This window comes from Roseateles koreensis (genome assembly GCF_028595305.1).
GTDB lineage: Bacteria > Pseudomonadota > Gammaproteobacteria > Burkholderiales > Burkholderiaceae_C > Paucibacter_A > Paucibacter_A koreensis.
In genome coordinates this window covers 1-23,139 of record NZ_JAQQXS010000014.1, presented here as the reverse complement: position 1 = coordinate 23,139, position 23,139 = coordinate 1, and the positions used below count along the sequence as shown (strand labels likewise).

20 protein-coding genes are annotated in these 23,139 nt (G+C 58.9%); 12 read left to right on the top strand and 8 right to left on the bottom strand.

The genetic code is table 11. The features are described 5' to 3' along the window. Nucleotides 1-15: 15 nt before the first annotated feature. The 4 genes from PRZ01_RS15220 to PRZ01_RS15205 all read left to right on the top strand — a co-directional run bounded on the left by PRZ01_RS15220 (nt 16) and on the right by PRZ01_RS15205 (nt 6,396). Nucleotides 16-918 (top strand): ParB/RepB/Spo0J family partition protein, encoded by a 903-nt coding sequence (locus PRZ01_RS15220; RefSeq protein WP_273597653.1) that lies wholly within the window; start codon nt 16-18, stop codon nt 916-918. Nucleotides 919-1,446: 528 nt separating this feature from the next. Beyond that, the gene (locus tag PRZ01_RS15215; protein ID WP_273597652.1) at nt 1,447-3,369 is read left to right on the top strand and encodes a PrkA family serine protein kinase; all 1,923 of its coding nucleotides are present in this window, start codon (nt 1,447-1,449) and stop codon (nt 3,367-3,369) included. Between the two features lie 118 nt (nt 3,370-3,487). Further along, nucleotides 3,488-4,768: a YeaH/YhbH family protein gene (locus PRZ01_RS15210; protein ID WP_273597651.1), complete on the top strand. Its 1,281-nt coding sequence runs from the start codon at nt 3,488-3,490 to the stop codon at nt 4,766-4,768. 83 nt (nt 4,769-4,851) lie between these two features. Further along, the gene (locus PRZ01_RS15205) at nt 4,852-6,396 is read left to right on the top strand and encodes a SpoVR family protein (RefSeq protein WP_409993861.1); all 1,545 of its coding nucleotides are present in this window, start codon (nt 4,852-4,854) and stop codon (nt 6,394-6,396) included. A 30-nt stretch (nt 6,397-6,426) separates the two neighbouring features. Here PRZ01_RS15205 and PRZ01_RS15200 read toward each other — a convergent pair whose 3' ends face one another. Both PRZ01_RS15200 and PRZ01_RS15195 read right to left on the bottom strand, forming a co-directional pair. Then, on the bottom strand, nt 6,427-7,788 hold the full coding sequence (locus tag PRZ01_RS15200; RefSeq protein WP_273597757.1) for an FAD-binding oxidoreductase: 1,362 nt from the start codon (nt 7,786-7,788) through the stop codon (nt 6,427-6,429). 34 nt (nt 7,789-7,822) lie between these two features. Next, nucleotides 7,823-10,318, bottom strand: coding sequence for a penicillin acylase family protein (locus PRZ01_RS15195; RefSeq protein ID WP_273597650.1), 2,496 nt, complete (start codon nt 10,316-10,318; stop codon nt 7,823-7,825). A gap of 162 nt (nt 10,319-10,480) precedes the next feature. Here PRZ01_RS15195 and PRZ01_RS15190 point away from each other — a divergent pair, with 162 nt between their 5' ends. From PRZ01_RS15190 to PRZ01_RS15175, 4 genes are all read left to right on the top strand, one after another. After that, nucleotides 10,481-11,974: an OmpP1/FadL family transporter gene (locus tag PRZ01_RS15190; protein ID WP_273597649.1), complete on the top strand. Its 1,494-nt coding sequence runs from the start codon at nt 10,481-10,483 to the stop codon at nt 11,972-11,974. 119 nt (nt 11,975-12,093) lie between these two features. After that, on the top strand, nt 12,094-12,324 hold the full coding sequence (locus tag PRZ01_RS15185; RefSeq protein ID WP_273597648.1) for a hypothetical protein: 231 nt from the start codon (nt 12,094-12,096) through the stop codon (nt 12,322-12,324). A gap of 127 nt (nt 12,325-12,451) precedes the next feature. After that, a complete protein-coding gene (locus PRZ01_RS15180) occupies nt 12,452-13,045 on the top strand; it encodes a cob(I)yrinic acid a,c-diamide adenosyltransferase (protein ID WP_273597647.1) in 594 nt (197 codons plus the stop codon). A 109-nt stretch (nt 13,046-13,154) separates the two neighbouring features. Next, nucleotides 13,155-13,571, top strand: coding sequence for a DUF3597 domain-containing protein (locus tag PRZ01_RS15175; RefSeq protein WP_273597646.1), 417 nt, complete (start codon nt 13,155-13,157; stop codon nt 13,569-13,571). A gap of 94 nt (nt 13,572-13,665) precedes the next feature. Here PRZ01_RS15175 and PRZ01_RS15170 read toward each other — a convergent pair whose 3' ends face one another. After that, nucleotides 13,666-14,649: a helix-turn-helix transcriptional regulator gene (locus PRZ01_RS15170; RefSeq protein ID WP_273597645.1), complete on the bottom strand. Its 984-nt coding sequence runs from the start codon at nt 14,647-14,649 to the stop codon at nt 13,666-13,668. 120 nt (nt 14,650-14,769) lie between these two features. Between PRZ01_RS15170 and PRZ01_RS15165 the strand changes: the two genes are divergently transcribed. Further along, entirely contained in the window at nt 14,770-15,873 is a 1,104-nt protein-coding gene (locus PRZ01_RS15165; protein WP_273597644.1) for a hypothetical protein, read from the top strand. A 313-nt stretch (nt 15,874-16,186) separates the two neighbouring features. Here the strand turns inward: PRZ01_RS15165 and PRZ01_RS15160 are convergent, their stop codons facing one another. The 5 genes from PRZ01_RS15160 to PRZ01_RS15140 form a co-directional block, all read right to left on the bottom strand. Then, nucleotides 16,187-16,675: a PIN domain-containing protein gene (locus tag PRZ01_RS15160; protein WP_273597643.1), complete on the bottom strand. Its 489-nt coding sequence runs from the start codon at nt 16,673-16,675 to the stop codon at nt 16,187-16,189. Further along, nucleotides 16,672-17,181, bottom strand: coding sequence for a hypothetical protein (locus PRZ01_RS15155; protein WP_273597642.1), 510 nt, complete (start codon nt 17,179-17,181; stop codon nt 16,672-16,674). Before PRZ01_RS15155 ends, PRZ01_RS15160 begins: the two co-directional genes overlap by 4 nt. A 359-nt stretch (nt 17,182-17,540) precedes the next feature. Continuing rightward, nucleotides 17,541-18,059, bottom strand: a complete 519-nt coding sequence (locus PRZ01_RS15150) for a GNAT family N-acetyltransferase (protein WP_273597641.1) — start codon at nt 18,057-18,059, stop codon at nt 17,541-17,543. Nucleotides 18,060-18,204: 145 nt separating this feature from the next. After that, nucleotides 18,205-18,903 (bottom strand): 3'-5' exonuclease, encoded by a 699-nt coding sequence (locus tag PRZ01_RS15145; protein WP_273597640.1) that lies wholly within the window; start codon nt 18,901-18,903, stop codon nt 18,205-18,207. A 14-nt stretch (nt 18,904-18,917) separates the two neighbouring features. Next, entirely contained in the window at nt 18,918-19,232 is a 315-nt protein-coding gene (locus PRZ01_RS15140; protein ID WP_273597756.1) for a nucleotide pyrophosphohydrolase, read from the bottom strand. A gap of 518 nt (nt 19,233-19,750) precedes the next feature. Between PRZ01_RS15140 and PRZ01_RS15135 the strand changes: the two genes are divergently transcribed. From PRZ01_RS15135 to PRZ01_RS15125, 3 genes are all read left to right on the top strand, one after another. Next, nucleotides 19,751-20,887, top strand: coding sequence for an SGNH/GDSL hydrolase family protein (locus tag PRZ01_RS15135; RefSeq protein WP_273597639.1), 1,137 nt, complete (start codon nt 19,751-19,753; stop codon nt 20,885-20,887). A gap of 26 nt (nt 20,888-20,913) precedes the next feature. Further along, on the top strand, nt 20,914-21,585 hold the full coding sequence (locus PRZ01_RS15130) for an OmpW/AlkL family protein (RefSeq protein ID WP_273597638.1): 672 nt from the start codon (nt 20,914-20,916) through the stop codon (nt 21,583-21,585). A gap of 143 nt (nt 21,586-21,728) precedes the next feature. Continuing rightward, nucleotides 21,729-23,021, top strand: coding sequence for a dicarboxylate/amino acid:cation symporter (locus PRZ01_RS15125; RefSeq protein ID WP_273597637.1), 1,293 nt, complete (start codon nt 21,729-21,731; stop codon nt 23,019-23,021). Nucleotides 23,022-23,139 lie beyond the last annotated feature (118 nt).

The window sequence follows — 23,139 nt, the reverse complement described above, 5'->3', positions numbered from 1 at the left end:
AGACAATCGACGCTTATGGTCACAAAAAAACCCAAAGGCCTCGGCATGGGCCTGGAAGCCTTGCTAGGCCCCAAAGTCAGCGACACCCCGGCAACTGCCCGCGACGGTGAACCCAGCACCCTGCGCCTGGAGCAGATGCAGGCCGGCAAATACCAGCCGCGCACCCGCATGGATGAAGGCTCGCTGTACGAACTGGCCGAAAGCATCAAGGCGCAAGGCATCATGCAGCCTATCCTGGTGCGCCCGGTCACGCCCGACGGCCCAATCCGCTACGAAATCATTGCGGGTGAGCGCCGCTTCCGCGCTGCCAAACTGGCCGGCCTGCGCGAGGTGCCGGTGCTGGTCAAGGCGGTACCCGATGAAGCCGCGGCCGCCATGGCCCTGATCGAAAACATCCAGCGTGAAGACCTCAACCCGCTGGAAGAAGCCCAAGGCCTCAAGCGCCTGACCGAAGAATTTGGGCTGACGCACGAGCAGGCGGCGCAAGCCGTGGGCCGCTCGCGCAGCGCCGCCAGCAATCTGCTGCGCCTGCTGCAATTGGCCAGCCCCGTGCAGAACATGTTGATGGCCGGCGATATCGACATGGGTCACGCCCGCGCCCTGCTGCCGCTGGACGGCGCGCATCAAATCACCTGCGCCACTGAAATTGCCTCGAAAAAGCTGAGCGTGCGCGAAGCCGAGAAATTGGTGTCGCGCCAAGGCGCCGGCCGCCAAACCCCGCTGCTGCGCGTCAAAAACGACAAAAGTCGCGACGTGTTGCGGCTGGAAGAAGAGCTGTCCGACCTGCTGACCACGGTGGTGGAGGTGCGGGTGAAGAAGCGCACCAAGCGCGGCGAACAAGGCGAGTTGTCCATCCAATTCAGTTCGCTGGATGAACTCAACGGTTTGATCGACAAGTTAAGAGCACCGTCGACATAACCCGTCAGTCACCTACCCCCAAAAAGCCGTGAACCAAGACACGGCTTTTTCATTTGCGCGTGCAAACAACAAGACCACACGGCGCCGAGCTGATCAAGAATAGACTGCAAGCAAGGCCTGAGTGATGGGCCGTTGACGCGGCTGGCGAAGGGCCCGTCAGCAAGTTTTCAAAGTTACTCGTAGGATGATGTCAACCTGATGCGGGGCTCGAAGGTTGAAGAACCACAGAGAAGCCCAAGCTTATCAAGGCATGACAGCGCACGATCAGGATCAAGCTTTCAAGCAAGACACCTCTCAAATCGTCAGAACACCAAAACCAAGGAGAAGCCGCTACCCGTTCAGACCCTCACGAATCAGGCATTGATTCAGGTGCAGTTTCAGCTTCGCTGAAATTCGGAAAGCTCTGATGACGCCCTCTGGCCCAAGCCTTGCTAGGGATACATAGGACGCCATCAGAACTTCCCAGACGTTAGCGCCGGACTCTGCCGAGTACGCCGCGTGACGCCAGGGACCTTACAGGAGGTCAACATGGACGTGATCAGCAGTTTCGCCGCTCGCTACGAGCGGACCCGGGTCGAAGAGATGTCGCTGGAGGACTACCTTGCCGAGTGCAAGCGCTCACCTCTGGCCTACGCGACAGCGGCTGAGCGCATGCTCAAGGCGATTGGCGAGCCGCAGATGATCGACACGCGCAACGACACCCGCCTGTCGCGCCTGTTCGCCAACAAGACCATCAAAATCTATCCAGCCTTTGCCGAGTTCTACGGCTTGGAAGAGGCCATTGAGCAGGTGGTCAGCTACTTCCGCCACGCCGCGCAAGGGCTGGAAGAAAAGAAGCAAATCCTCTATTTGCTGGGACCGGTCGGCGGCGGCAAAAGCTCTATCGCCGAACGGCTCAAGCAGTTGATGGAGCAGGTGCCCTTCTATGCCCTGGCAGGTTCGCCGGTGAATGAATCGCCCCTGGGCTTGTTCGACACCGCCGAAGACGGCCCGCTGCTTGAGCAAGAGTACGGCATCCCGCGCCGTTATCTCAACCGCATCCTGAGCCCCTGGGCGGTCAAGCGCCTGGAGGAGTTCGGGGGCGACATCCGCCGCTTCAAGGTGGTCAAGCGCTACCCCAGCGTGCTCAAGCAAGTGGGCGTGGCCAAGACCGAGCCGGGCGACGAGAACAACCAGGACATCTCCTCCCTGGTGGGCAAGGTAGACATCCGCAAGCTCGAGACCTTCTCGCAGGACGACCCCGATGCCTACAGCTATTCCGGCGGTCTCTGCCTAGCCAATCAGGGCTTGCTGGAGTTCGTGGAGATGTTCAAGGCACCCATCAAGGTGCTGCATCCTCTGCTGACCGCCACGCAGGAAGGCAACTACAAGGGTACGGAAGGTTTTGGGGCGATTCCCTTCGACGGCATCGTGCTGGCGCACAGCAATGAGAGCGAGTGGAAGACCTTTCGCAACAACAAGAACAACGAGGCTTTTCTCGACCGTATCTACATCGTCAAAGTACCGTATTGCCTGCGCGTTAGCGAAGAGGTGAAGATCTATGAGAAGCTGATCCGCAGCAGCTCGCTGGCCGAGGCCAAGTGCGCCCCCGGCACGCTCAAGATCATGAGCCAGTTCGCGGTGCTGACGCGCTTGAAGGAGCCTGAGAATTCATCGCTGTACTCCAAGATGCTGGTGTACGACGGTGAGAACCTCAAAGACACCGACCCGCGGGCCAAGAGCTACCAGGAGTACCGCGATTACGCGGGCGTGGACGAAGGAATGAGCGGCATTTCCACCCGCTTCGCCTACAAAATTTTGTCGCGGGTTTTCAACTTCGACAGTGCCGAAGTGGCCGCCAATCCGGTGCACCTGATGTATGTGCTGGAGCAGCAAATCGAGCGCGAACAATTTCCGCCCGAGACCGAGCAGAAGTACATCGGCTTCATCAAGGAGGCGATTTCGCCGCGCTACGCCGAGTTCATCGGCAAAGAAATCCAGACCGCTTATCTGGAGAGTTATAGCGAATACGGGCAGAACATTTTCGACCGCTACGTCACCTACGCCGACTACTGGATTCAAGACCAGGAGTACCGCGACACCGACACCGGCGAGGTGTTCGACCGCGTGGCCCTGAATGCCGAGTTGGAGAAGATCGAAAAGCCAGCGGGCATCAGCAACCCGAAAGACTTCCGCAACGAGATCGTCAACTTCGTGCTGCGCGCGCGTGCCAACAACGCGGGCAAGAACCCGGCATGGACCAGCTATGAAAAGCTGCGCACGGTGATCGAGAAGAAGATGTTCTCCAACACCGAGGAGTTGCTGCCCGTCATCAGCTTCAATGCCAAGGCCAGCGCCGACGAGGCCAAGAAGCACGAGGATTTCGTCAACCGCATGGTGGGCAAGGGCTACACCGCCAAGCAGGTCAGGCTGCTGTGCGAGTGGTATTTGCGTGTGCGCAAGAGCTCCTGATCAGGCGCTGGAAAAGGCCGGCAGGGCTCACTGAGGACGGCGGAGCACCCCTGACATGGGCTCTGCACCTCAGTGCCACCGTGCTTGCATTTCAAATCGAGCCTCATGAGGTCAGCCCATGCTTCAGCAAATCATCGATCGACGGCTCTCCGGCAAGAACAAATCGATAGGCAATCGGGAGCGCTTTTTGCAGCGCCACAAAGAGCAGATCCGCGAGGCGGTGCGGCGCGCGGTGGACGGCCGCGGCATTCGCGACCTGAACCGCGGCGAAGATGTGCACATCCCCAAGAAAGACCTCAACGAGCCCGTCTTCGGCCATGGTGACGGCGGCCGCCGGGAAGTGGTGCGCCCAGGCAATACCGAGCATGTGAAGGGCGACCGCCTGCCCAAGCCCAAAGGCGGCGGCCAGGGCCAGGGTGGCGGGCAGGCCAGCGACTCCGGCGAGGGTGATGACGACTTTGTCTTCCACCTCAGCCGCGAAGAGTTCATGCAAGTGTTTTTCGACGATCTGGCGCTGCCCAATCTGGAGCGCACCCAGCTCGCCGACACGCCGGAATGGAAGAGCCACCGCGCCGGCTTCACCAGCGACGGCACACCCACCAACCTGCACGTGATTCGCAGCATGCGTGGCGCTCTGGGCCGCCGCATCGCCCTGGGCACGGGCAAGCGCCGTGAGTTGCATGAGTTGGAAGAACGCCTCGCCCTGCTGAAAAAAGAAGACAACCGCGACCCCGAAGTCTTGCATCTGCGCAAAGAGACCGAGGAGCGCATCCAACTGCTGCGAGGCCGCATCGAGGCCATTCCGTTTCTCGACCCCATCGATCTGCGTTTTCGCAACCGCGTGCGGGTGCCCGTGCCCACCAGCCGCGCTGTGATGTTCTGCCTGATGGATGTGTCGGGCTCCATGGACGAGAGCCGCAAAGACCTGGCCAAACGTTTTTTCATCCTGCTCTATCTGTTTTTGACCCGGCATTACGAGAAGATCGACGTGGTCTTCATCCGCCATCACACGCAGGCCCAGGAGGTGGATGAGCAGAACTTTTTCCACGCCACCGAAACCGGCGGCACCGTGGTCTCCAGCGCCCTGGTGCTGATGGAAGACATCATCCGCGAGCGCTACCCGCGCAGCGAATGGAACATATACGGCGCCCAAGCCAGCGACGGCGACAACTGGCACCACGACAGCGGCAAATGCCGCGAACTGTTGGCCACCCAGATCCTGCCGCAATGCCGCTACTTTGCTTATGTGCAAGTGGCCGAGCAAGAGCAAAACCTGTGGGAAGAGTACGAAAAACTCAGTGAGGAGGTCAGCCACTTCGCCATGCGCAAAGCCACCGAGGCCGCGCAAATCTACCCGGTCTTTCGCGAACTATTCAAGAAGGAAGGGGCCCAACCATGAACGCCTCCACCCGTACCCATCACACCCACACGCCGGCAGACAGCAGTAGCCACGCCTCGCCGCCACTGCACGCCGATGAGCAAATGCGCGAATTGCGCAACAAACCCGCCCTGCGCCAGATGCTGCCGCTTGAAAAGCGGCCCGAACAGCCCCTGCCCTCGCCCAGCGACTGGACCTTCGAGTTGATCGAGGATTACCACGAAGTGATCCGCAACACCGCCCGGCGCTATGGCCTGGACACCTATCCCAACCAGTTGGAGATCATCACCGCTGAGCAGATGATGGATGCCTATGCCTCAGTAGGTATGCCGGTGAACTACCGCCACTGGAGCTACGGCAAGGAGTTCATCGCCACAGAGCGCAACTACAAGCGTGGCCAGATGGGGTTGGCCTACGAGATCGTCATCAACTCCGACCCCTGCATCGCTTATCTGATGGAAGAAAACACCATGGCCATGCAGGCGCTGGTGATTGCCCACGCCAGCTATGGCCACAACAGCTTCTTCAAGGGGAACTATCTGTTCCGCATGTGGACCGATGCCTCGTCCATCATCGATTACCTGGTCTACGCCAAGAACTTCGTGGCCGAATGCGAAGAGCGCCACGGCCTGGCGCGGGTGGAGGCCCTGCTCGACTCCTGCCACTCCTTGATGTCCTACGGCGTGGACCGTTACCGTCGTCCTGCAAAGTTATCCCTGGCGCAAGAGCGCAGCCGCCTGATGGAACGTGAAGCCCACGCGCAACAGCAAGTCAACGACCTGTGGCGCACCCTGCCCAAGCGTGCCGGCAAGGCCGACGATCCCGCAGCGGCGCGCCGGTTTCCCGAAGAGCCGCAAGAAAACATCCTCTACTTCGTTGAAAAGAATGCACCTCTGCTGGAGCCCTGGGAGCGTGAAATCGTACGCATCGTGCGCAAGATCGCTCAGTACTTCTACCCGCAGCGCCAAACCCAGGTGATGAACGAGGGCTGGGCCACCTTCTGGCACCACCGCCTGTTGAACCAGATGTATGACGATGGATATTTGAGCGACGGCATGATGATCGAATGGCTCAAGTCGCACACCAATGTGGTGGCCCAGCAGCCCATGGCAAACTTGAACCCCTATGCGCTCGGTTTTGCGATGTACACCGACATCAAACGCATCTGCGAGCACCCGACCGAAGAAGACCGCCGCTGGTTCCCGGACATTGCCGGTGCAGACTGGCTGCCCACCCTGGACCATGCGATGCGCAATTTCAAGGATGAGAGCTTCATTGGTCAATACCTCAGCCCGCACCTGATGCGGGAGTTTCGGCTGTTCTCCATCGTCGATGACGAGGCACTGAGCGAATACGAAATCTCCGCCATCCATGACGATGCGGGCTACCAGCACGTGCGCGAGGCACTCTCCCGCCAATACGACCTCAGCACCCGGGAGCCCAATATCCAGGTCTGGAACGTCAACCTGCGCGGCGACCGTTCACTGACCCTGCGCCATACGCAGCACCAAAACAGACCCCTGCATGAAAGCGCGCAAGAAGTGCTCAAGCACGTGGCACGTCTGTGGGGTTTCGGCGTTCATTTGGAGAGCGCCAACGACAAAGGCGATATCACCCAGCGCTGGCAAGTGCCGGCGCCGCCGCATTGAGGCCCGCCATCTGAACGGCAAGGTGGCGGATCAAGGCTGGGTGAATATCTTGCCCGGATTCATGATGTTGTGCGGGTCAAGCGCCTGCTTGAGTTGGCGCATCACGTCCACCGCCGCCTCCCCTGCCTCTTCAATCAGGTAGGTCTGCTTGTGCAGGCCAATGCCGTGCTCGCCCGTGCAGGTACCGTCCATCGTCAGGGCGCGCCGGACCATCTGGTGGCTCAGGCGTTCCGCCGCTTCACGTTCGGCCGGCACGGTGGGATCGATCAGGTAGCCCAGATGAAAGTTACCGTCCCCCACATGCCCGACGATGAAGTAGGGCAAGCCTGCTGCTTCCACCTCGGCCACGGCGGCATTGATGCTCTCGGCCAAGCGGGATATCGGCACGCAGATGTCAGTGGTGACGCAGCGGCAGCCCGGCCGTGTCTGCAAGGCCGACAGGTAGGCGTGATGCCGGGCCGTCCAGAGCTTGCTGCGGGCCTCCGGCGTGGTGGCCCAATCGAAATCCGCACCCCCCAACTCCCGCACGATCTCCTGCACGGCTTGCGCCTGCTCGGCCACCCCGGCCGGGCTGCCGTGAAACTCCATCAACAACATGGGTGCTTCACGCAAACCCAGATGGTCATGCTGATTCACGGCGCGGACCGCATGAACGTCCAAAAGCTCGCAGCGCGCAATCGGCACCCCCATCTGAATGATTTGGATGGTGGCCTGCACCGCCGCGTCCACGCTGCCAAAAAAGCACACCGCCGCTGACACCGCTTCTGGCAGAGGATAGACGCGCAGGCACAGGTCAGTGATGACGCCCAGCGTGCCTTCACTCCCGACAAACAAGCGCGTCAGGTCGTAGCCGGCGCTGCTCTTGCGCGCCCGCGTACCCGTGCGCAAGACCTTGCCCTGGGCGGACACCACGGTCATCCCCAGCACGTTTTCCCGCATGGTGCCGTAACGCACCGCATTCGTTCCACTGGCCCGCGTGGCCGCCATGCCGCCCAAGGAAGCATCCGCACCCGGATCGATCGGAAAAAACAGGCCTTGATGACGTAACTCGGCATTCAGCTGGTTGCGGGTCACGCCGGTCTGCACCGTGACGGTGAGATCCTCGGCATTGATCTGCTGGATCAGATTCATGCGAGATACGTCCAGGCACACGCCGCCCTGCACCGCCAAAATGTGCCCTTCAAGAGAAGTCCCCGTACCGTACGGAATGACCGGCACCCGGTGCTGATGCGCCAAACCCAGCACCTCCACCACGTCATCCACCGATTCGGCAAACACCACGGCCTCAGGGGGCGGCATGTCAAAGGGCGATTCATCCCGGCCATGCTGCTCGCGCACCGCCTGGCGGGTGCTCAAGCGCGGCCCGCAGTACTGCCGCAAAGCCGTGAGCATCTCTGCGGGAATCGCCCGTCGCTTACTCACCGCTTCACTCGCTGATCTTGACGCTCTTGTAAGCGGTATCGGCCTGAATTTCGGCGTCGCTGAAGGGCAGTTTGATCCATGAGGTACCTTTCAAATAGATGTCGGAATAAGCCCGGGTCTGATCCGCGTTATGGGCTGAAAAAACATGGCTCGATTGCGAGTACGTCAGCATGCCTTGCGCAACCGGCCCGTTGGCATCAAAGGTGACGAACTGCATATAGCTGTTGCCATACACCGGATCACCGTACAAGCCACCGCTCCAACTGCCCCGCACATTGTTGAAGGTGTAGCGGCCGCCCGGCAAGACCACCGGGGCGCTGCCACGCACCACCACCTGGCGCTTGGCATTGATTTCCGCCAAGGCCATGTTCTGCGCCGCAAACCAGCCCACCGCATCGGCCAGCGAGGTGGCAGCCTGGGTGTTGCTGGTGTTGAAGCCCTTGGGCGTGTAGATCGGGTCCGCCGGGTCAAAGGGCACGCGCCAATAGCTGGCAGCCTTCAACTCACCCGACAACTCATAGAGCTTGCGAAACAGCAGTGCGCCGGGATCGGCCAGGCCTTCCGTCTTCTTCCAACCGGCCAGCACCGCGCAAGCCGCCGTCAAATCGGTGATCACGCCCGAGCTGTTTGCGGCTTTGGGGGCAGCGCCAGTGCAAGTTGCGGCGAGGAATTCATCCAACCACATCTCGGCCTTGAAGAAGCGGCTCTTCTGATAAACCTGCTGCAAGTTGGCCAGCGTAAACCCCGTGCCCGGCAGCCCATCGGCCCCGCTCATACGGTCCAGCACCTGCACGTGGCCGGTACGCGTGCGTTCACCCTGCACGCTGCCCTCGGCGTCAGGCCCGGTTGCAATGATCTTCGGGTAGCCCGTCAGCCGTGTGTTTTGGTTGGGAAACCAGTGGCTGTCATTGGCGTTGACGATGTAGTCGTCGCGCAGCACATAAGGCCGCTGCGCCGCCGGGAGCGACCCCGTCCAATTGCAACTGGATTGGCTGCCATCCATCAGCACCACACCATTGCTCGCCATCAGGTAACGCGCCATGGGGCTGTTGACGCAGGCACCCAGCTTCGCATCACTGACATTGGCGGCCACCGAGTAGTTGGCAAACAAGGCCTTGCCCGTGCGGTCCGCCGCCATGGTATTCACCCAGGGCATGGCGTTGTAGGTTGCCAGCGCCTGGCGCAAGCCATCCGCACTGCTGGCCTTGCCGTTGAGCAGGGCCTGATCCAACAACTGGTAGTTGCTGTAGTTGGCATCGCGAATCGCGAACGCAGCAGCGCTGGTCCAGCCGAAGGTAGCGCCATCGCTGAGCAAGGGGCCAAAATCGGTGCCATACATGGTGCGCTGCACCACCGCCAAGCTGCCGTCTGCCTGCAAGACCTGCACGCTCAGCGGGGTCTGCGTCATTGCCTTGTAAATACCGTCCACCTGATAACGCGTGGCATCCGCGGGGTCAAGCTTGAGTTGGAACAAGGTGAAACGGTTATCCGTCGAAAACGTGTGGGTCCAAGCCACGTCTTTGTTGAAACCAATCAGCGGTACGACCGTGCCCAGCAGGGTAGCTCCCATCACGTCGTATTTGCCCGGCACCGTGATATGCAATTGATGCAGGCGCAGCGCGCCCCACCACGGAAAGTGCGGATTGCCCAGCACCATGCCCGCCCCACTTTGCGTCACGCCCTTGCCCAAGCCATAACCGTTAGAACCGATGGCGTGCTCCTGCAACCAGCGGGTGTTTTGCATCAGCGGCGAATTCAACAAGGCCAGCTGGGTCGACTTTTTCGTCAGTGCTATGGCGCTGAACTTCACCGGGCTGGCCGCTGCGGGCTTGGCCAACGGCGGTTGCGCGCTGCCGATCGCATTGATGAACTGCATGGAGCTGCCAGCCATGGCCGCCTGGCTGAAGCGGTAGTAGGCGTCGTCTTCCGTCATCGGTTTGACCCAGGCGGCGCCCTTGCACTCGGTGGGCAAACCATTCACGCCCTGGTCGCGCAGATAGCGGTTGTAGCCCGCCACGAAGCCGGTGACCATGTCGCGCACCTCTGCCCCGGTTGCGGTCCGCATCGCCTGCGCCAGCGCCGGCGTCATCAGCGCCTTGTAGAAAAAGTCGGATGACAGATTGGGCGTGAAGTCCCCAAACTGACCCAGGTAGGTGATGGGCACGCCGTTGGCATCCGTGGCACCGAAGTAACGTGAACGTTCCCCGTGCAGGGTCACCAGTTCCTGTGCAAACAAGCAGATGTGATCGGTGGCAAAAGCAAAACCGTAACCGTAGCCGGCGCCCTTGAAGTCGTCCGCCTTCACATGCGGCACACCATAGCTCGTGTAGCGAATTTCGGCCGAAAACGCGGGACTCGCCGGCGCGCTTGGCGCGTTGGGGTTGCTGTCGCTCGATCCGCCACAGGCGGCCAAACACAACAAAACCGCCCATACAGCGACCCTCGGCACGCACGCAACGCAAGCCGTCCAAGCACCCTCAAGAGAATCAGACTTCAGCATCAAGGTCTCCAAGTGTTGTGTACGTTTAACGCCGCACGTCTATTTGCACCGTTTGGAATGCATCGCACGGCTTATTCGTTCATCTTCAATTACCAGCGCAGGCTATCATCAAACCAACCTTGTCCACCACCGTGGGCAACCCCCAAACATACGGAGAAATGAATGCGATTCGCACTTTCCGTGCTGAGCCTTGCGCTGTTCGGCACACTCAGTCCTGCCCATGCTTCGGGCTACCACTTCGGCTCACAGTCTGCCGCTTCGCAAGGCACCGCCAACGCCAACGGCGCTGAAGCTGTCGACGCCTCGGCCCTGTTCTACAACCCCGCTGCATCCAGCCGTCTGCAAGGTACCCAGGCGTCGGGCGTGTTGAACATCGTGGTCCCCAGCGGCAGCTACCAAGATCAAGGATCCACCACACAGTTCGGTCTGCCCACCAATGGCGGCAATGGTGGCAAATTCGTCGCCACCACCGCAGTGCCGCATGCCTACCTCACGCATCAACTCAATGATGCCTTGAGCCTCGGCTTTGGTGTCTTTGTGCCCTTTGGTTCCAAGAGTGACTATTCACCCGATTGGGCCGGCCGCTACAACACCATCGGCACCGAGGTCAAAACCATTGCCTTGAATCCTTCCATCGCGTTCAAGCTGAATGAGCGGCTGAGCCTGGGCGCGGGCGTCACCGCTCAATACATGGAAGGCAAATTGTCCAAAGGTGCCGACTTTGGCTCTGGCGCCATGGCCCTGATCGTGCAACAGCAGGTGGCTGCCAATGCGGTGGCTGGCGTGCCGACCTCGGTGATCCAGGCAGCAGTGCTCAACAAATTGAGTGGCCTGATCCAGGCGGTTTCCGGCAACCCTTCCTACTCAGGCCGCGTGGATGTTGACGGCACCGGCTGGGGCTATGGCTTCAACCTCGGCTTGCTGTACAACTACGACGACAACACGCGCTTCGGCCTGGCCTACCGCTCCAATATTTCGCACACCCTGAAGGGACAAGCCAACTGGCAAGTCCAGACGCCCGCCGCCAATCTCGCCGCCGTGCTCAACGGCGCCCTGCCTGGTGCCGGCACGTTGGTGCAACAACGTCTGTTGGCGGCCTACACCAACAGCGATGCCAGCCTGAATGTGGACACGCCTGAATCGGTGTCTCTCTCCTTCTTCAAGCAGCAGGACAAGCTCGCGGTCATGGGCGATCTGACCATCACCAGCCATTCCCGATTCAATGAATTGCGCGTGGATTTCTCCAACAACCTGCCCGACTCGGTCACGCCCGAACGCTGGAAGAACACCATTCGCGCGTCCTTCGGTGCGAATTACCAATGGAGCGATCAATTGAAGTTGCGCGGCGGCCTGGCCTTTGACCAGTCGCCCGTGACCCTGGCCACCCGCACGCCCTCCATCCCCGACGCCGACCGCGTCTGGGTGTCCGCCGGCATGAATTGGAAGTTCGACAGCAAGCGCTCCGTCGACTTGGCGCTAAGCTACATCTCCGTGGCGGCCAGCCAGATCAACAACTACGACAACGGCGGCCAAGTCAATGCCTCAGGTTCGGCTGTGTGCAACCCCACCGCCAACACCTCCAGCTGCGCCACTGTGCGGGGCCGTTACTCGGTGAGCTCAGCCTTGCTGGGCGTGCAGTACAACCACCAGTTCTGAAGTGATGGGTCAAGCGTCTCGCTTGACCTTCGGCAAGACGGCCGCAAATGCCGCTTGCCCGCAGGCCGCTCCGGTGCCAATATCGACTCCAATATTTCGACTTGGCACTGGAGATTTTCATGACCGACCTGACGCTGATTCTCATCGTGCTGGCTGCCGTACTTGCCGTGCTGGGTGCCATCCGATTTGACCTGTTCGGCCTGATCCTGCAGGAATTTCGCCGCACCCCTCCCGGTGCGCAACCCCCGGAGCAAGTGCAGCGCACGCACGCCCCGCTGAAAAACGGCCACGCCCCTGAGCACACACCCGTCAGCAAACCTCCCATCCACCGCAGTGGCCATCGCCACTGAATCGCCCTTCTGAGGGTCAGTTCATGGCTGCCTCTGCAAGCGCCCGGGCGTTAGACCCAAGCCACTGCATCTTCAGGCAAGATAACGCGCTCAACAAACTTGCGCGTACTGCGTGCACGACATCGCCATGGCCAACCGACTCTCCTCTATTGCCACCCGAACCGGCGACGACGGCAGCACCGGCCTCGGTGACGGCAGCCGCGTGCCCAAAGACCATTTGCGCATTCAAGCGATGGGGGATGTCGACGAGTTGAACTCCCAGTTGGGCGTGTTACTCGCCGAGCCTCTGCCCGCTGATGTCCGTGAACTGGTCATCACGATTCAGCACGAACTGTTCAACCTCGGCGGTGAGCTTTGCATGCCGGGCTACGAGTTGCTCAAGCAAGACGCGGTGCTGCGCCTCGACGAAGCGCTGGCTCACTACAACGAGGCCCTGCCTCGCCTGCAAGAATTCATCCTGCCCGCTGGCACGCGCAGCGCAGCCATCGCCCACGTCTGCCGCACGGTGGCACGCCGGGCAGAGCGGGCCGTCGTCACACTAGCCACAACAGAAGCCATCAACGCGGCTCCGCGCCAGTACCTCAACCGACTTTCCGACCTGCTGTTTGTACTGGCCCGTGTACTCAATCGCGCCAATCTGGACGGCCTCGGCGGTGACGACGTCTACTGGCACAGCGAACGCCTGAAACGCTACGAAGAGCAAGAGGCGAGCGACGACTGAGCCCGTTGAAGCGCCCCCCTCGCAGCGCTCCCCCCTAACTTCAGTCACAAGCGTGACCTGAACTTGAGACAGACTGGGACTTCCAACCACTCTCTCAAGCGAGGGCACGATGAGCTTCTTCGGCAAGATTCTTGACAAACTGGGCCTGGGCACTAAAGACGCAGCAGCGGCGACGCCTGCCGCCAGCGATGCGCCAGCACCCGATAACGCGGGCATTAGCGCCACCGCCCCGGCCGTCCCCACACCATCTGTCCCGGTCGCCATCACCGAAGTCGACGTGGAGACACAACTCAACACTCTGGCCGCGGCAAATGCCGAAAAACTGAACTGGAAAGTCTCCATCGTCGACCTGCTCAAGCTGCTTGACCTGGACAGCAGCCTGACCGCCCGCAAAGCCCTCGCCACCGAGTTGGCCTGCCCGACCGAAAAAATGGGTGACTCCGCGCAAATGAATATGTGGCTGCACAAGACCGTGCTGCAAAAGCTCGCAGCCAACGGCGGCAAGGTTCCCAGCGATCTGCTGTAACCCGGGCCAATCACACGCTACAAAGCCTCGGCAAGGGCCTTGAAAGGCCCCTCACACCCTTCTTGCGAAAAACCGGGGGGTCAGTTGGCCCGGATCATTCCAACAAGGCGACAGCCCGCTTCAAACGCTTGGCGTAAGCGCTGCGCAAATCGGCCGGGCTGACAATCTCCACCTCGCCGGCGTGCCTGAGCAAGTCCATCAGCAATTCGGTGGCATCCACATACGGTACCCGCAGCTGCCAACAACCGTCCGGCAGCCAATCACTCCGCTGTGCAGGATGCCACTCCTCTCGGGCCACCCATTGCGCGGCTTCGGCGCTGAAAATCAAATTCGCCTCCCGGGTCTTGGCACCGGCAAAAATGCCATAACCTTGATCCAGTTCCGCCTCCAGCTGCTTGAGTGGCACGGCCTTGGCTTTCTCCTCCAGCAGCTTGACTGCCTCCACCGCGTCCAACGCAAACCGGCGAAAGCCCTCGCTTTGATGGCACCAGGCGTCCAGGTACCAGGTATTGCGGTAGTGCACCAGGCGTTGCGGTGACAACACGCGCTCCTTGGGACGCGATTCAACTCCTGCCTTGCCACGGCTGCGGTAGACCACCGCCAAGCGCAGCCGCTTCACCACCGCACTGCCCACCAATTCAAAAAATTCTGACGGCACCCGTCGTTTGGCCGTGCTGATCAACTTGATGCGCTGCGTGAGCGCCTTGGCTTCGGCTTCATCGGCGCCCAACATACCCGTCAATTTGTCGAACATGGGTTGAAGGTGCCGGCTCAAAATTCCGTCCTCGTCCATACCCGCCAACATCTGATGCATGGTCAGCAAGGCATGCAATTCGCTCTCGCTGAACCAGACACCTGGCAACTCGTGCTGTTGGCCGCGGTACTGCTGACCAAACCGATAACCCCTACGCGCAGCGTCGTACTCAATGGGTGCATCCATACGCTCACGCAGGTATTGCAAATCCCGCTTGAGTGTTGCGGGCGACACCTCCAAGGCATCCAACAAGGCAGCAAAGCTGACGCATTCACGATTGCGAATCATCAGCTCGATTTTGTAGAAGCGCTCGGTCCTGTCCATCGGTTCTCCGATTTTCCGATCAGTCGATTTTTCTAGCTCACGCTATGAGCCAGTGCCGGCAGACACTGTGCCACAAGGTCGGTGCAAAGGGTGCACAGGCCGGCATCACCGGAGCAAGAAATGGCACAGATCACCGCAGCAGCAAGCGCTCAACAGGTCTTGAGCTTTGAGGGCCAGCCCCTTATTCAAACTCATCAAACGCCTCAATTGGCCCTGCCAGCTCACCAAAGCCTGGGCCTGCGCCTGGGTTGGGACTTCGCCCGGCACGGCCTGACGCCGCCTGTTGAACATCTCTTCGCCACCTCACCGCTGCGGCAAGGCTGGCAAGCGGGCTGCGCCACCTTCGGCCGCCGCACCCTGCGTGCCAATGCTCATGCACAACTCTGGCTGCAAATACGCACCCATGCCTGGGCACGGGGCCGCAGCTTCGAAGACATTCAACTGACCCCGAACTTTCTGCAACAGATCGAAGCGACGGTTTGCCCCATCACCCGCCAGGCCTTGAACAACAAGGGCAGCGCCCGCAACGAACGCTCCATTGACCGAGTGCGAGACGATGCCGGCTACGCTGCCGGCAATATCGTCATGATGAGCCTGGCTGCCAATCAGGCCAAGGCCCAGCACAATTGGCACAGCGCAAACGCCGTGGCGCAAAGCGTCAGACAAGGCCCGATCCATCGCATTGCCGGTCTGGACGCTCAGGAATGGCAACGGATTGCTGTGCTGTGCAGCTTGGTTACCGAGATGCCGCATGAGGAAGCCTCGCAAATTCCCATGACAGTGCTGCCGCCCAACCGGCTCCGCCTGTTCAACCCGATTCAAGCTTTGCAGGCCCTGATCACCCGGCAACTCTCCAAGCCGGGCTGGAGCCAACGCCTGGCACGCATTGAAAGCCTCTTGCCGGGCGATGCCGTGCGGGCCGACTTCAACCGCTTCATCATGGCCCTCGCCCCGCGGGTGCTGGCTGTCCAGGCGCTCCACAGCGATCTTGAAATTCGGTGGGCGCTTGAAAACGCATGGACTCAGCCACTGCTGCAAAAGCGCTGGGCTCGCTTTGCGTTGCAACTCACAGCCAACCAGGCCGAGGCTTTGGTGCAGCGTGCCGCCGCCAAAGGATTGAGTACCTTGCACGTGCAGCAACACAGCATGCCCAACGCCACCGATGGCTGGGCGCTTGAACACAAGGGCTTTCGTGCGTCGGCAAGCAAGACCGTAATGGATTGAAGTTAGCTTAAATTCGCGCTCTGGTCGGCCATTCGACGATTACCAGGCGCGTTCAAAATTCAAGCCGGGCTCATCCTCACCAGCTCGCCGGCTTGATCTTGCAAAGCCACCTGGTAGCCTCGCTCACAAAACCAGTTGGCCCAATTTTGAGCCACTTTCCGCGACGGCAACCACGGCCCCGTCCGGTCCATGCGAACACGGCCCTCTACGCGATCGTAGAAAACCACCCTCCACATGTCCGAAGACATTCCCCGATCAATACCTCTCATAATTGAAACAAATTTACCAAACTAATTCGTTACTTCGGCGGTGCTTACCCTTGCTGGAGAGCCAGAAAGGATGCCGTATCAAGAATCCGGCAAAAGCTCACGTCTGATGGCTTGCCCCGACCTTTCCGCGCCGGACTGCTGTTGCTTGAATCACTCACGAAGTACTGCACCTTCCCCTCGGCAGCAACCATGAGCTCCAGAATCGCCGGGCTCAAGACCTGACCCGTCCTATCGGTCAAGATTTTTTTCTGAGTCGGTGAGACCTTGACCGCTTCCAGCGACAGAACTTGCGCATAAGGCAGAAAGTCAGTCAACAACTCCTGCTGCTGCATTTCATTGAGCGAAAGCGCGGGATACCGCAGTGCATCGATCAAAGCACGCGCACTGCTTTTTGCAATCAATGCTTGGCAGCCTCCACTTTGCCAGGCCGACCGTAAGCGCCTTGCAGTCTCGTCATTGAGCAGCAAGGCATGCAAGATGACCGCTGTATCAAAAACCACTGATGGCGCCGCCGACTTACCAGCAGCGTTCATATGGGTCGCACCACGCTTAACGCCTTCTTCAACGTCGGCTTGGCCAAGCCCGCTTTTATACGCGGCTGGATCTGTGCAGTGCTAATTCTCTGCTTAGACGCAGTCTTAACAGGTTTGGCACTTGCTTTGGCCTTTGTCGAAGCGGGTGTCTTGAGCGCAGGCTTCTTTGGCCGGGAGTCTGAAGTGGCAGCCAGAGGAGTTGAACCACTCAATGGTTTTGAGCGCGTTTTTTTCAACGCCGGCAAAGGCTCAGCTGCAAGCTCTTTTTTTACACGCGGCTGTGTCTGCGCTTTTCCAGCCCATCCCAAAGCCGACTCAATGGTTTTGACATCGATTTCAAGCTCCGCCAATTTGGCCCTCAACGCGTCGCCGCGCTGAATTCGAACGGGAGTGAGGATGATTTGCCCGGCTTTTTCCTGTACTTCAAAGTACTGCACAGGTCCGAGTGATTGGGTGACGCTTTTGGGCAGGGTCAGTTGGTTCTTGACGGTTAGCTTGGCCAGCACGAGAGATCAGTTTCTGAAAGTAAGGGGCCATTACTTTACCCTGTCCTTGTATCCTAAAAGTTAGAAATCCAGACTTCCAAAAAGTATCGCCATCGCAAAACAAGGTATGCCGACAAATGACCCAATCCCACAAAAATGAAAGCGCAGGCAAGACATGGCCCTCATTGATCACCCAGCGCACCAAAAGGCGTATCAATGAGCAGCCCGCTGGCGTCGAACACGCATGAAGACAAAACAAAAAGGCCCTGGCCATTTTCATGGACAGGGCCTCAAAATTCGAGACAGTGAAAACCATCGGGTGCAAAAGCCCAAAAGGGCTCGCCTTCCAATGAACCCTCTCAAGAGAGGGGCTTGGGGGATCAAACCAGGGAGCGATGCAGGCGCAATTCTTCCAGACGGCAGCCACCTACCTCTGTGGTCTTGGCGCTACCCAGTTCACGCTTGAAACCGGCCAGATCAAAAAAGCGCAGCGCGCGCTCATTGCGCAAATAACACCACAAGGTCACCTTGGTGCAACCTTCTTCCTGAAGACCATCACGGGCGGCATCCCACAAGGCTAGGCCCACGCCCTTATCCCAATGGATCGGGTTCACGTACATGGCCCAGATCTCACCCGTGCTGGACGGCGTGCCCTTGTCACGCGAGCGGTCAAATCCGACGAAACCCATCAACTCGTTGTCGATATGAGCAACCACCACCTGAGGCTCACACAGGTCGATGGCTTCACGCCAAAAAGCCTGACGCTTTTGCACAGACATGGCGTCCAATACGGCGTCGGGCAACAAGCCCTTGTAAGCGTCTTGCCAAGCCGCGACATGAATCTCTGCAATGCCCTTGGCATCACGCAAGGTGGCGGGGCGAACCTGAATACTCGACATACGAAAAAGCTCTGGGAAACAGCCAACAAGCCCTGCTCAAACGACTGGGCCACTCAAGGCAAGCAGGGTTCATTGATCTATGAAACGGAAGGGCGAGATTCTGCGCGTCAAACAGCGCAGGACGGGCTCTTGACAGCATAATTTTTTAGACCCCTGCTTCCGCAGAGGCCCTGGCGAAACCCCTATTTGCTGACGTAGCCCCCTCCGAAAGCTTCATTTTTCGAACGAAATCCTGGACTGAGCGCTTCAAGGCCGACTTGTTTGCCCGCTGCAAATGCGCCAGCAAAGCATGATCAACTGGCCAATCTTCAAGTTCATCAGCAAATTGCGCAGCCACATCTTGCTGGATGCGCAGCAACAAATGAGCGGTGGTCATGGCGTCGGCCAAAGCCCGGTGAGCACGTCCTGAATCAGGCAAGTGATGGAATTGCGCCAGCATGCCTAATTTGCAACTCGGCGCCTCCGGGTACAGCCTGCGGGCCAAAAGCACCGTGCAGGCAAATTCATGTGCGGGGTCAGGATCGCATCCAGCCAAAGCCATTTCAGCGTGCCAAAAACCCCGGTCAAACGGTGCGTTATGCGCCACCATGGCGCAACCTTGTGTGAACACGGCCATCTGCCTCATCACCTCTTCAGCAGCAGGTGCTTGTTCCAACATTTCATTGCTGATGCCGGTGAGTTGTTCAATGAACGGAGGCACCCAAACGCCGGTTTTCATCAGACTGGAAAAGCTACCCTCAATCCGGCCGTCACGCACCAGTACAGCAGCAATTTCGGTGGCTCTCCCGCCGCCGCCAGGCGCAAGCCCACTGGTTTCAAAGTCAATAACGGCAATCGTCTGCATGCAAGTCGAAAAGGTCAGGCCACGGGGTATTTGAGCGCATTCAGCGTCAGTTTTCTCTCTACGGCTGTTTGCACATCAACACCGCTGTGATCTGCAATCTGTAGCAGGTACAGCAACACATCAGCAATTTCCTCACCCAGATGCTGATGCTGTTCAGGCATGTCTTTGATCTGCTGAGAGGCCTCAGGGGTCATCCATTGAAAAATTTCCAGCAATTCAGCCGCCTCAACCATCATGGCCATAGCCAGGTTTTTAGGCGTTTGATAGGGCTGCCAATTGCGCTCCTGGGCGAAGACGCGCAGTCTTTGTTGCAAACCATCGATGTCCATGGACTGAAGTGTGGCATGACCCAAGGGGTGGATGCGATCTTGTAGTGGGGTCGTATCCACGCGAAATTTTTAGTTGTTCTTCTATCTTCATAGATATTTTGTAATTCAAATTAGTAGTCTTAGTAGAGGGTCATTTTTTTTGTGGATAAGCGGGTTTTCTTTAGTCATGACAGTCACTTGGCGGCTGCCAAAGCATGTGGGTGAGCGTCTTGTTTTGAGGAGCATGAAATGACAACAAGTTCGAAAAAGTGGGTCACCCTGTGGATAAGCCCCCACTTATGCTTTTTTTATCCACAGCCTTGTGCGTTGACAGCAAAAATTTGACCCTGGGGCCTGAGGTGTTGCGTCTAAGTCAGAGACGTTGGCAAGTAGTTCACGAGCTTTTGTAAAGCAGGGCATATTCAGCAGGCTTTGCACCACAGTCGGGGGCAAATACGCAGACTCAGGCAGGCAATTAGTGCCTAGAGTTCCGGCTGGTCAAGGATCTCAGGGCGAAAGCCTATCGACGGAGACAAGAGATGAAACGATTTGAATTTAAATACCTGGCGCTTGCAGCCTCTTTGGCCCTGGCCGCTTGCGGTGGCGGTGGCACGGCAGACACTTCTTCCAAACTGAAGATTTCAACGGTCAAAGTGTTCGGTGACAGCTTGGCGGACTCGGGCACTTTTGGCATCAAGTTCACAGTGCAGGCGGCTGACACGCTGATCTACCCTGAGCGGGTTGCGGCCAGCTATGGCCTGTCTCTGTGCAACTTCTATGTGTTCACTGGCACCACATTTGCAGCCAATTCCAAAGCGGGTTGCAGCAATTTCGCCATTGGTGGCGGCGTGATCAATATGAGCAATGCCGCTGACCCGCGTGGCATTCCGCTGCAATTGGCGACGGCGGGTTCTATGGGCTTTTCAGCCACTGATCTGGCCGTGATCGACGGCGGTGGCAATGATGCGGCGGCTTTGATTGGTGCGTATCTGAATGCGCCCAAAGACAGCGCTGCGGCTTATTCCAGCTTGTTGCTGACCTTGTTGACCCCCGCGCAAGTGACGGCGGCATTGACGGGTGGCGCCACGACGACGGCGGCCATCGGCACCACCTATATGACGGCCCTGGCGGACAAGTTTTACGCTTCGATCAAGGCCAGCGTGTTGGACAAGGGCGCGCAGCAGGTGGTGGTGTTGAATATGCCGGGTGTGACTAACACGCCGCGGTTCCAGATGGTGCTTGACGCCATTTCGGCAGCCTACGGTGGCGGCACTGCAGGTGCAGCGGCCCGTGCTCAGTCTGAAGCCTTGTTCAAGAGCTGGATGGCGGCTTACAACACTGAGCTTGATGCCAAGTTTGCCGGTGAAAGTCGTGTCGCGGTGGTTGATTTCTACACAGCCTTCAACGACCAGATTGCCAATGCTTCGCAATATGGCTTGACCAATGTGAAGACACCGGCTTGCCCTATCACCGGCGTGGACTCAAGTGGCTTGCCGACCTACACCTTCTCGACTTGTACGGCTACAGCCTTGTCGGCGGCGCCACCTACCGGGGTGACGGGTGCTGACTGGTGGAAGTCCTATGCCTTCTCCGACAGTTTCCACCCCACGCCTTACGGCCATCAGTTGACGGCTCAACTGATTTCCAAGACGCTGGCCATCAAGGGCTGGCTGTGATTGCGGCAAACATCAGGAGAAATTGCATGAAAAAGACCCACATTCTCTGTGCTGCCGCGACCCTGCTGGCCCTGGCAAGCACTGCACACGCCCAGTCTGCCGGAACCTTCATGGCCCGCATCGGCGCCACGTCCATTCATCCGGACGTCAACAGCGGTGACCTGAGCGCACCCAGTCTGACCGGCACCAAGGTCGATATCAACAGCGCAAGTCAGGTGTCGGCCGGTATCACCTGGATGTGGACCGACAACATTGCCATCGACCTGCCCTTGTCCATCCCGTTCAAACATGAAGTGACGGGCGCGGGCGCCATTGCAGGCACGGGTAAATTGGCGGAAGTGCAGGCTTTGCCCGCCACATTGACCGCGCAATATCGGTTTGGTGTTCCAACCAGCACCTTACGGCCTTATGTGGGTGCAGGTTTGACTTATGCCATGTTCATGAAGCCCAAGAGCACGGCGGCTTTGTCTGGCTTGACCGGCGGGTCACCCAGCAACCCGACCATCATGACCATGGAAAACCGCTTCGGCCCGACAGTGCAAATGGGCTTCACCGCCAAGTTCACCGACCGTTTGTCGCTCGACGCCACCCTGACCAAGGTGTTCGTGAAAACCAAGGGCCATTTGTCCACCGGGCAGAGCATTGATGTGGAACTGAACCCGCTGGCTTACACAGTCGGCTTGGTCTATACGTTCTGAACACGTACCGGCATTCAAAAAAGCCAGCGCCACAAATGGCGGCACCATTGAAGGAACCTTCGGGTTCCTTTATTTCGTCTTGAATCTGCAAAACCCCGTATATCCAGCGGGCCTTTGAGGGGGGAAGATCGCGACAAGCCCTGATGGAGACAAGCTTGAGTACGTCAAAACCCTTTTACAAATCGCTTTACCTTCAAGTCATCACTGCCATTGTTGCGGGGGTGCTGCTGGGTCATTTCTACCCGGAAAGTGGCGCGGCCATGAAGCCGCTGGGTGATGGCTTCATCAAACTCATCAAGATGATCATCGCGCCGATCATCTTCTGTACCGTGGTGGTGGGCATTGCCGGCATGGAGGACATGAAAAAGGTCGGCAAGACCGGCGGCTTGGCCTTGCTGTATTTTGAAGTTGTTTCCACCGTGGCCCTGGTCATCGGTCTCGTGGTGGTCAATCTGCTGCAACCGGGTGTGGGCATGAATGTGGACCCTGCCGCGCTGGACACCAAGGGCATCTCGGCCTACACGGGGCCGGGCAAGCTGGCCAGCACCACAGATTTTTTGTTGGCCATCATTCCCAACACCCTGTTCGATGCCTTCGCCAAGGGCGAGATGTTGCAGGTCTTGCTGATTGCTGTGCTCTTCGGGTTTGCGCTGCATCAGTTCGGTGGCCGCGGCACGTTGGTGTTTGACCTGATCGAAAAGACCTCGCACGTGTTTTTCGTGATCGTCGGCTACATCATGAAGCTGGCACCCATTGGCGCTTTTGGCGCCATGTCCTTCACCATTGGCAAGTATGGTGTGGGCTCTTTGGTGCAATTGGCCAAGCTGATGGGCAGCTTCTATCTGACCTGCCTGCTGTTTGTTTTCATCGTGCTGGGGGCCATCGCCCGCTTTCACGGGTTTTCGATTCTGAAGTTCATCCGCTACATCAAGGAAGAACTGCTGATCGTGCTGGGCACCTCGTCTTCTGAATCTGCCTTGCCGGGCATGATGGCCAAGATGGAAAAGCTGGGCGCCAATAAATCCACCGTGGGTTTGGTGATTCCCACGGGCTATTCATTCAATCTTGACGGCACGTCTATCTACCTGACCATGGCCGCCGTGTTCATCGCACAAGCGACCAATACGCCCATGAGCCTGACGCAGCAGATCACCTTGCTGGCGGTACTGTTGCTGACCTCCAAAGGCGCAGCCGGCGTCACAGGCAGCGGCTTCATCGTGCTGGCGGCGACGCTGAGCGCCGTGGGTGGCGTGCCGGTGGCGGGTCTGGCGTTGATTCTGGGCATTGACCGCTTCATGAGCGAAGCGCGCGCGCTCACCAATCTGGTCGGCAACGGTGTGGCCACGCTGGTGGTTGCGAAGTGGACGGGCGAGTTGGATGAAGCGCGCCTGCAATCGCAACTCAGCCTTGGCGCAGATGATGACGCCTTGACGTAGTCTGACCTGCAATACCTCGCCAACCCGCATGAACACTGGTGATTTGGGGTGAATGCCGATGGTCGGAACTCCCAGGAAGATATCCAATCGATATTGATTTCTGGGAGTTCTGGAGGGG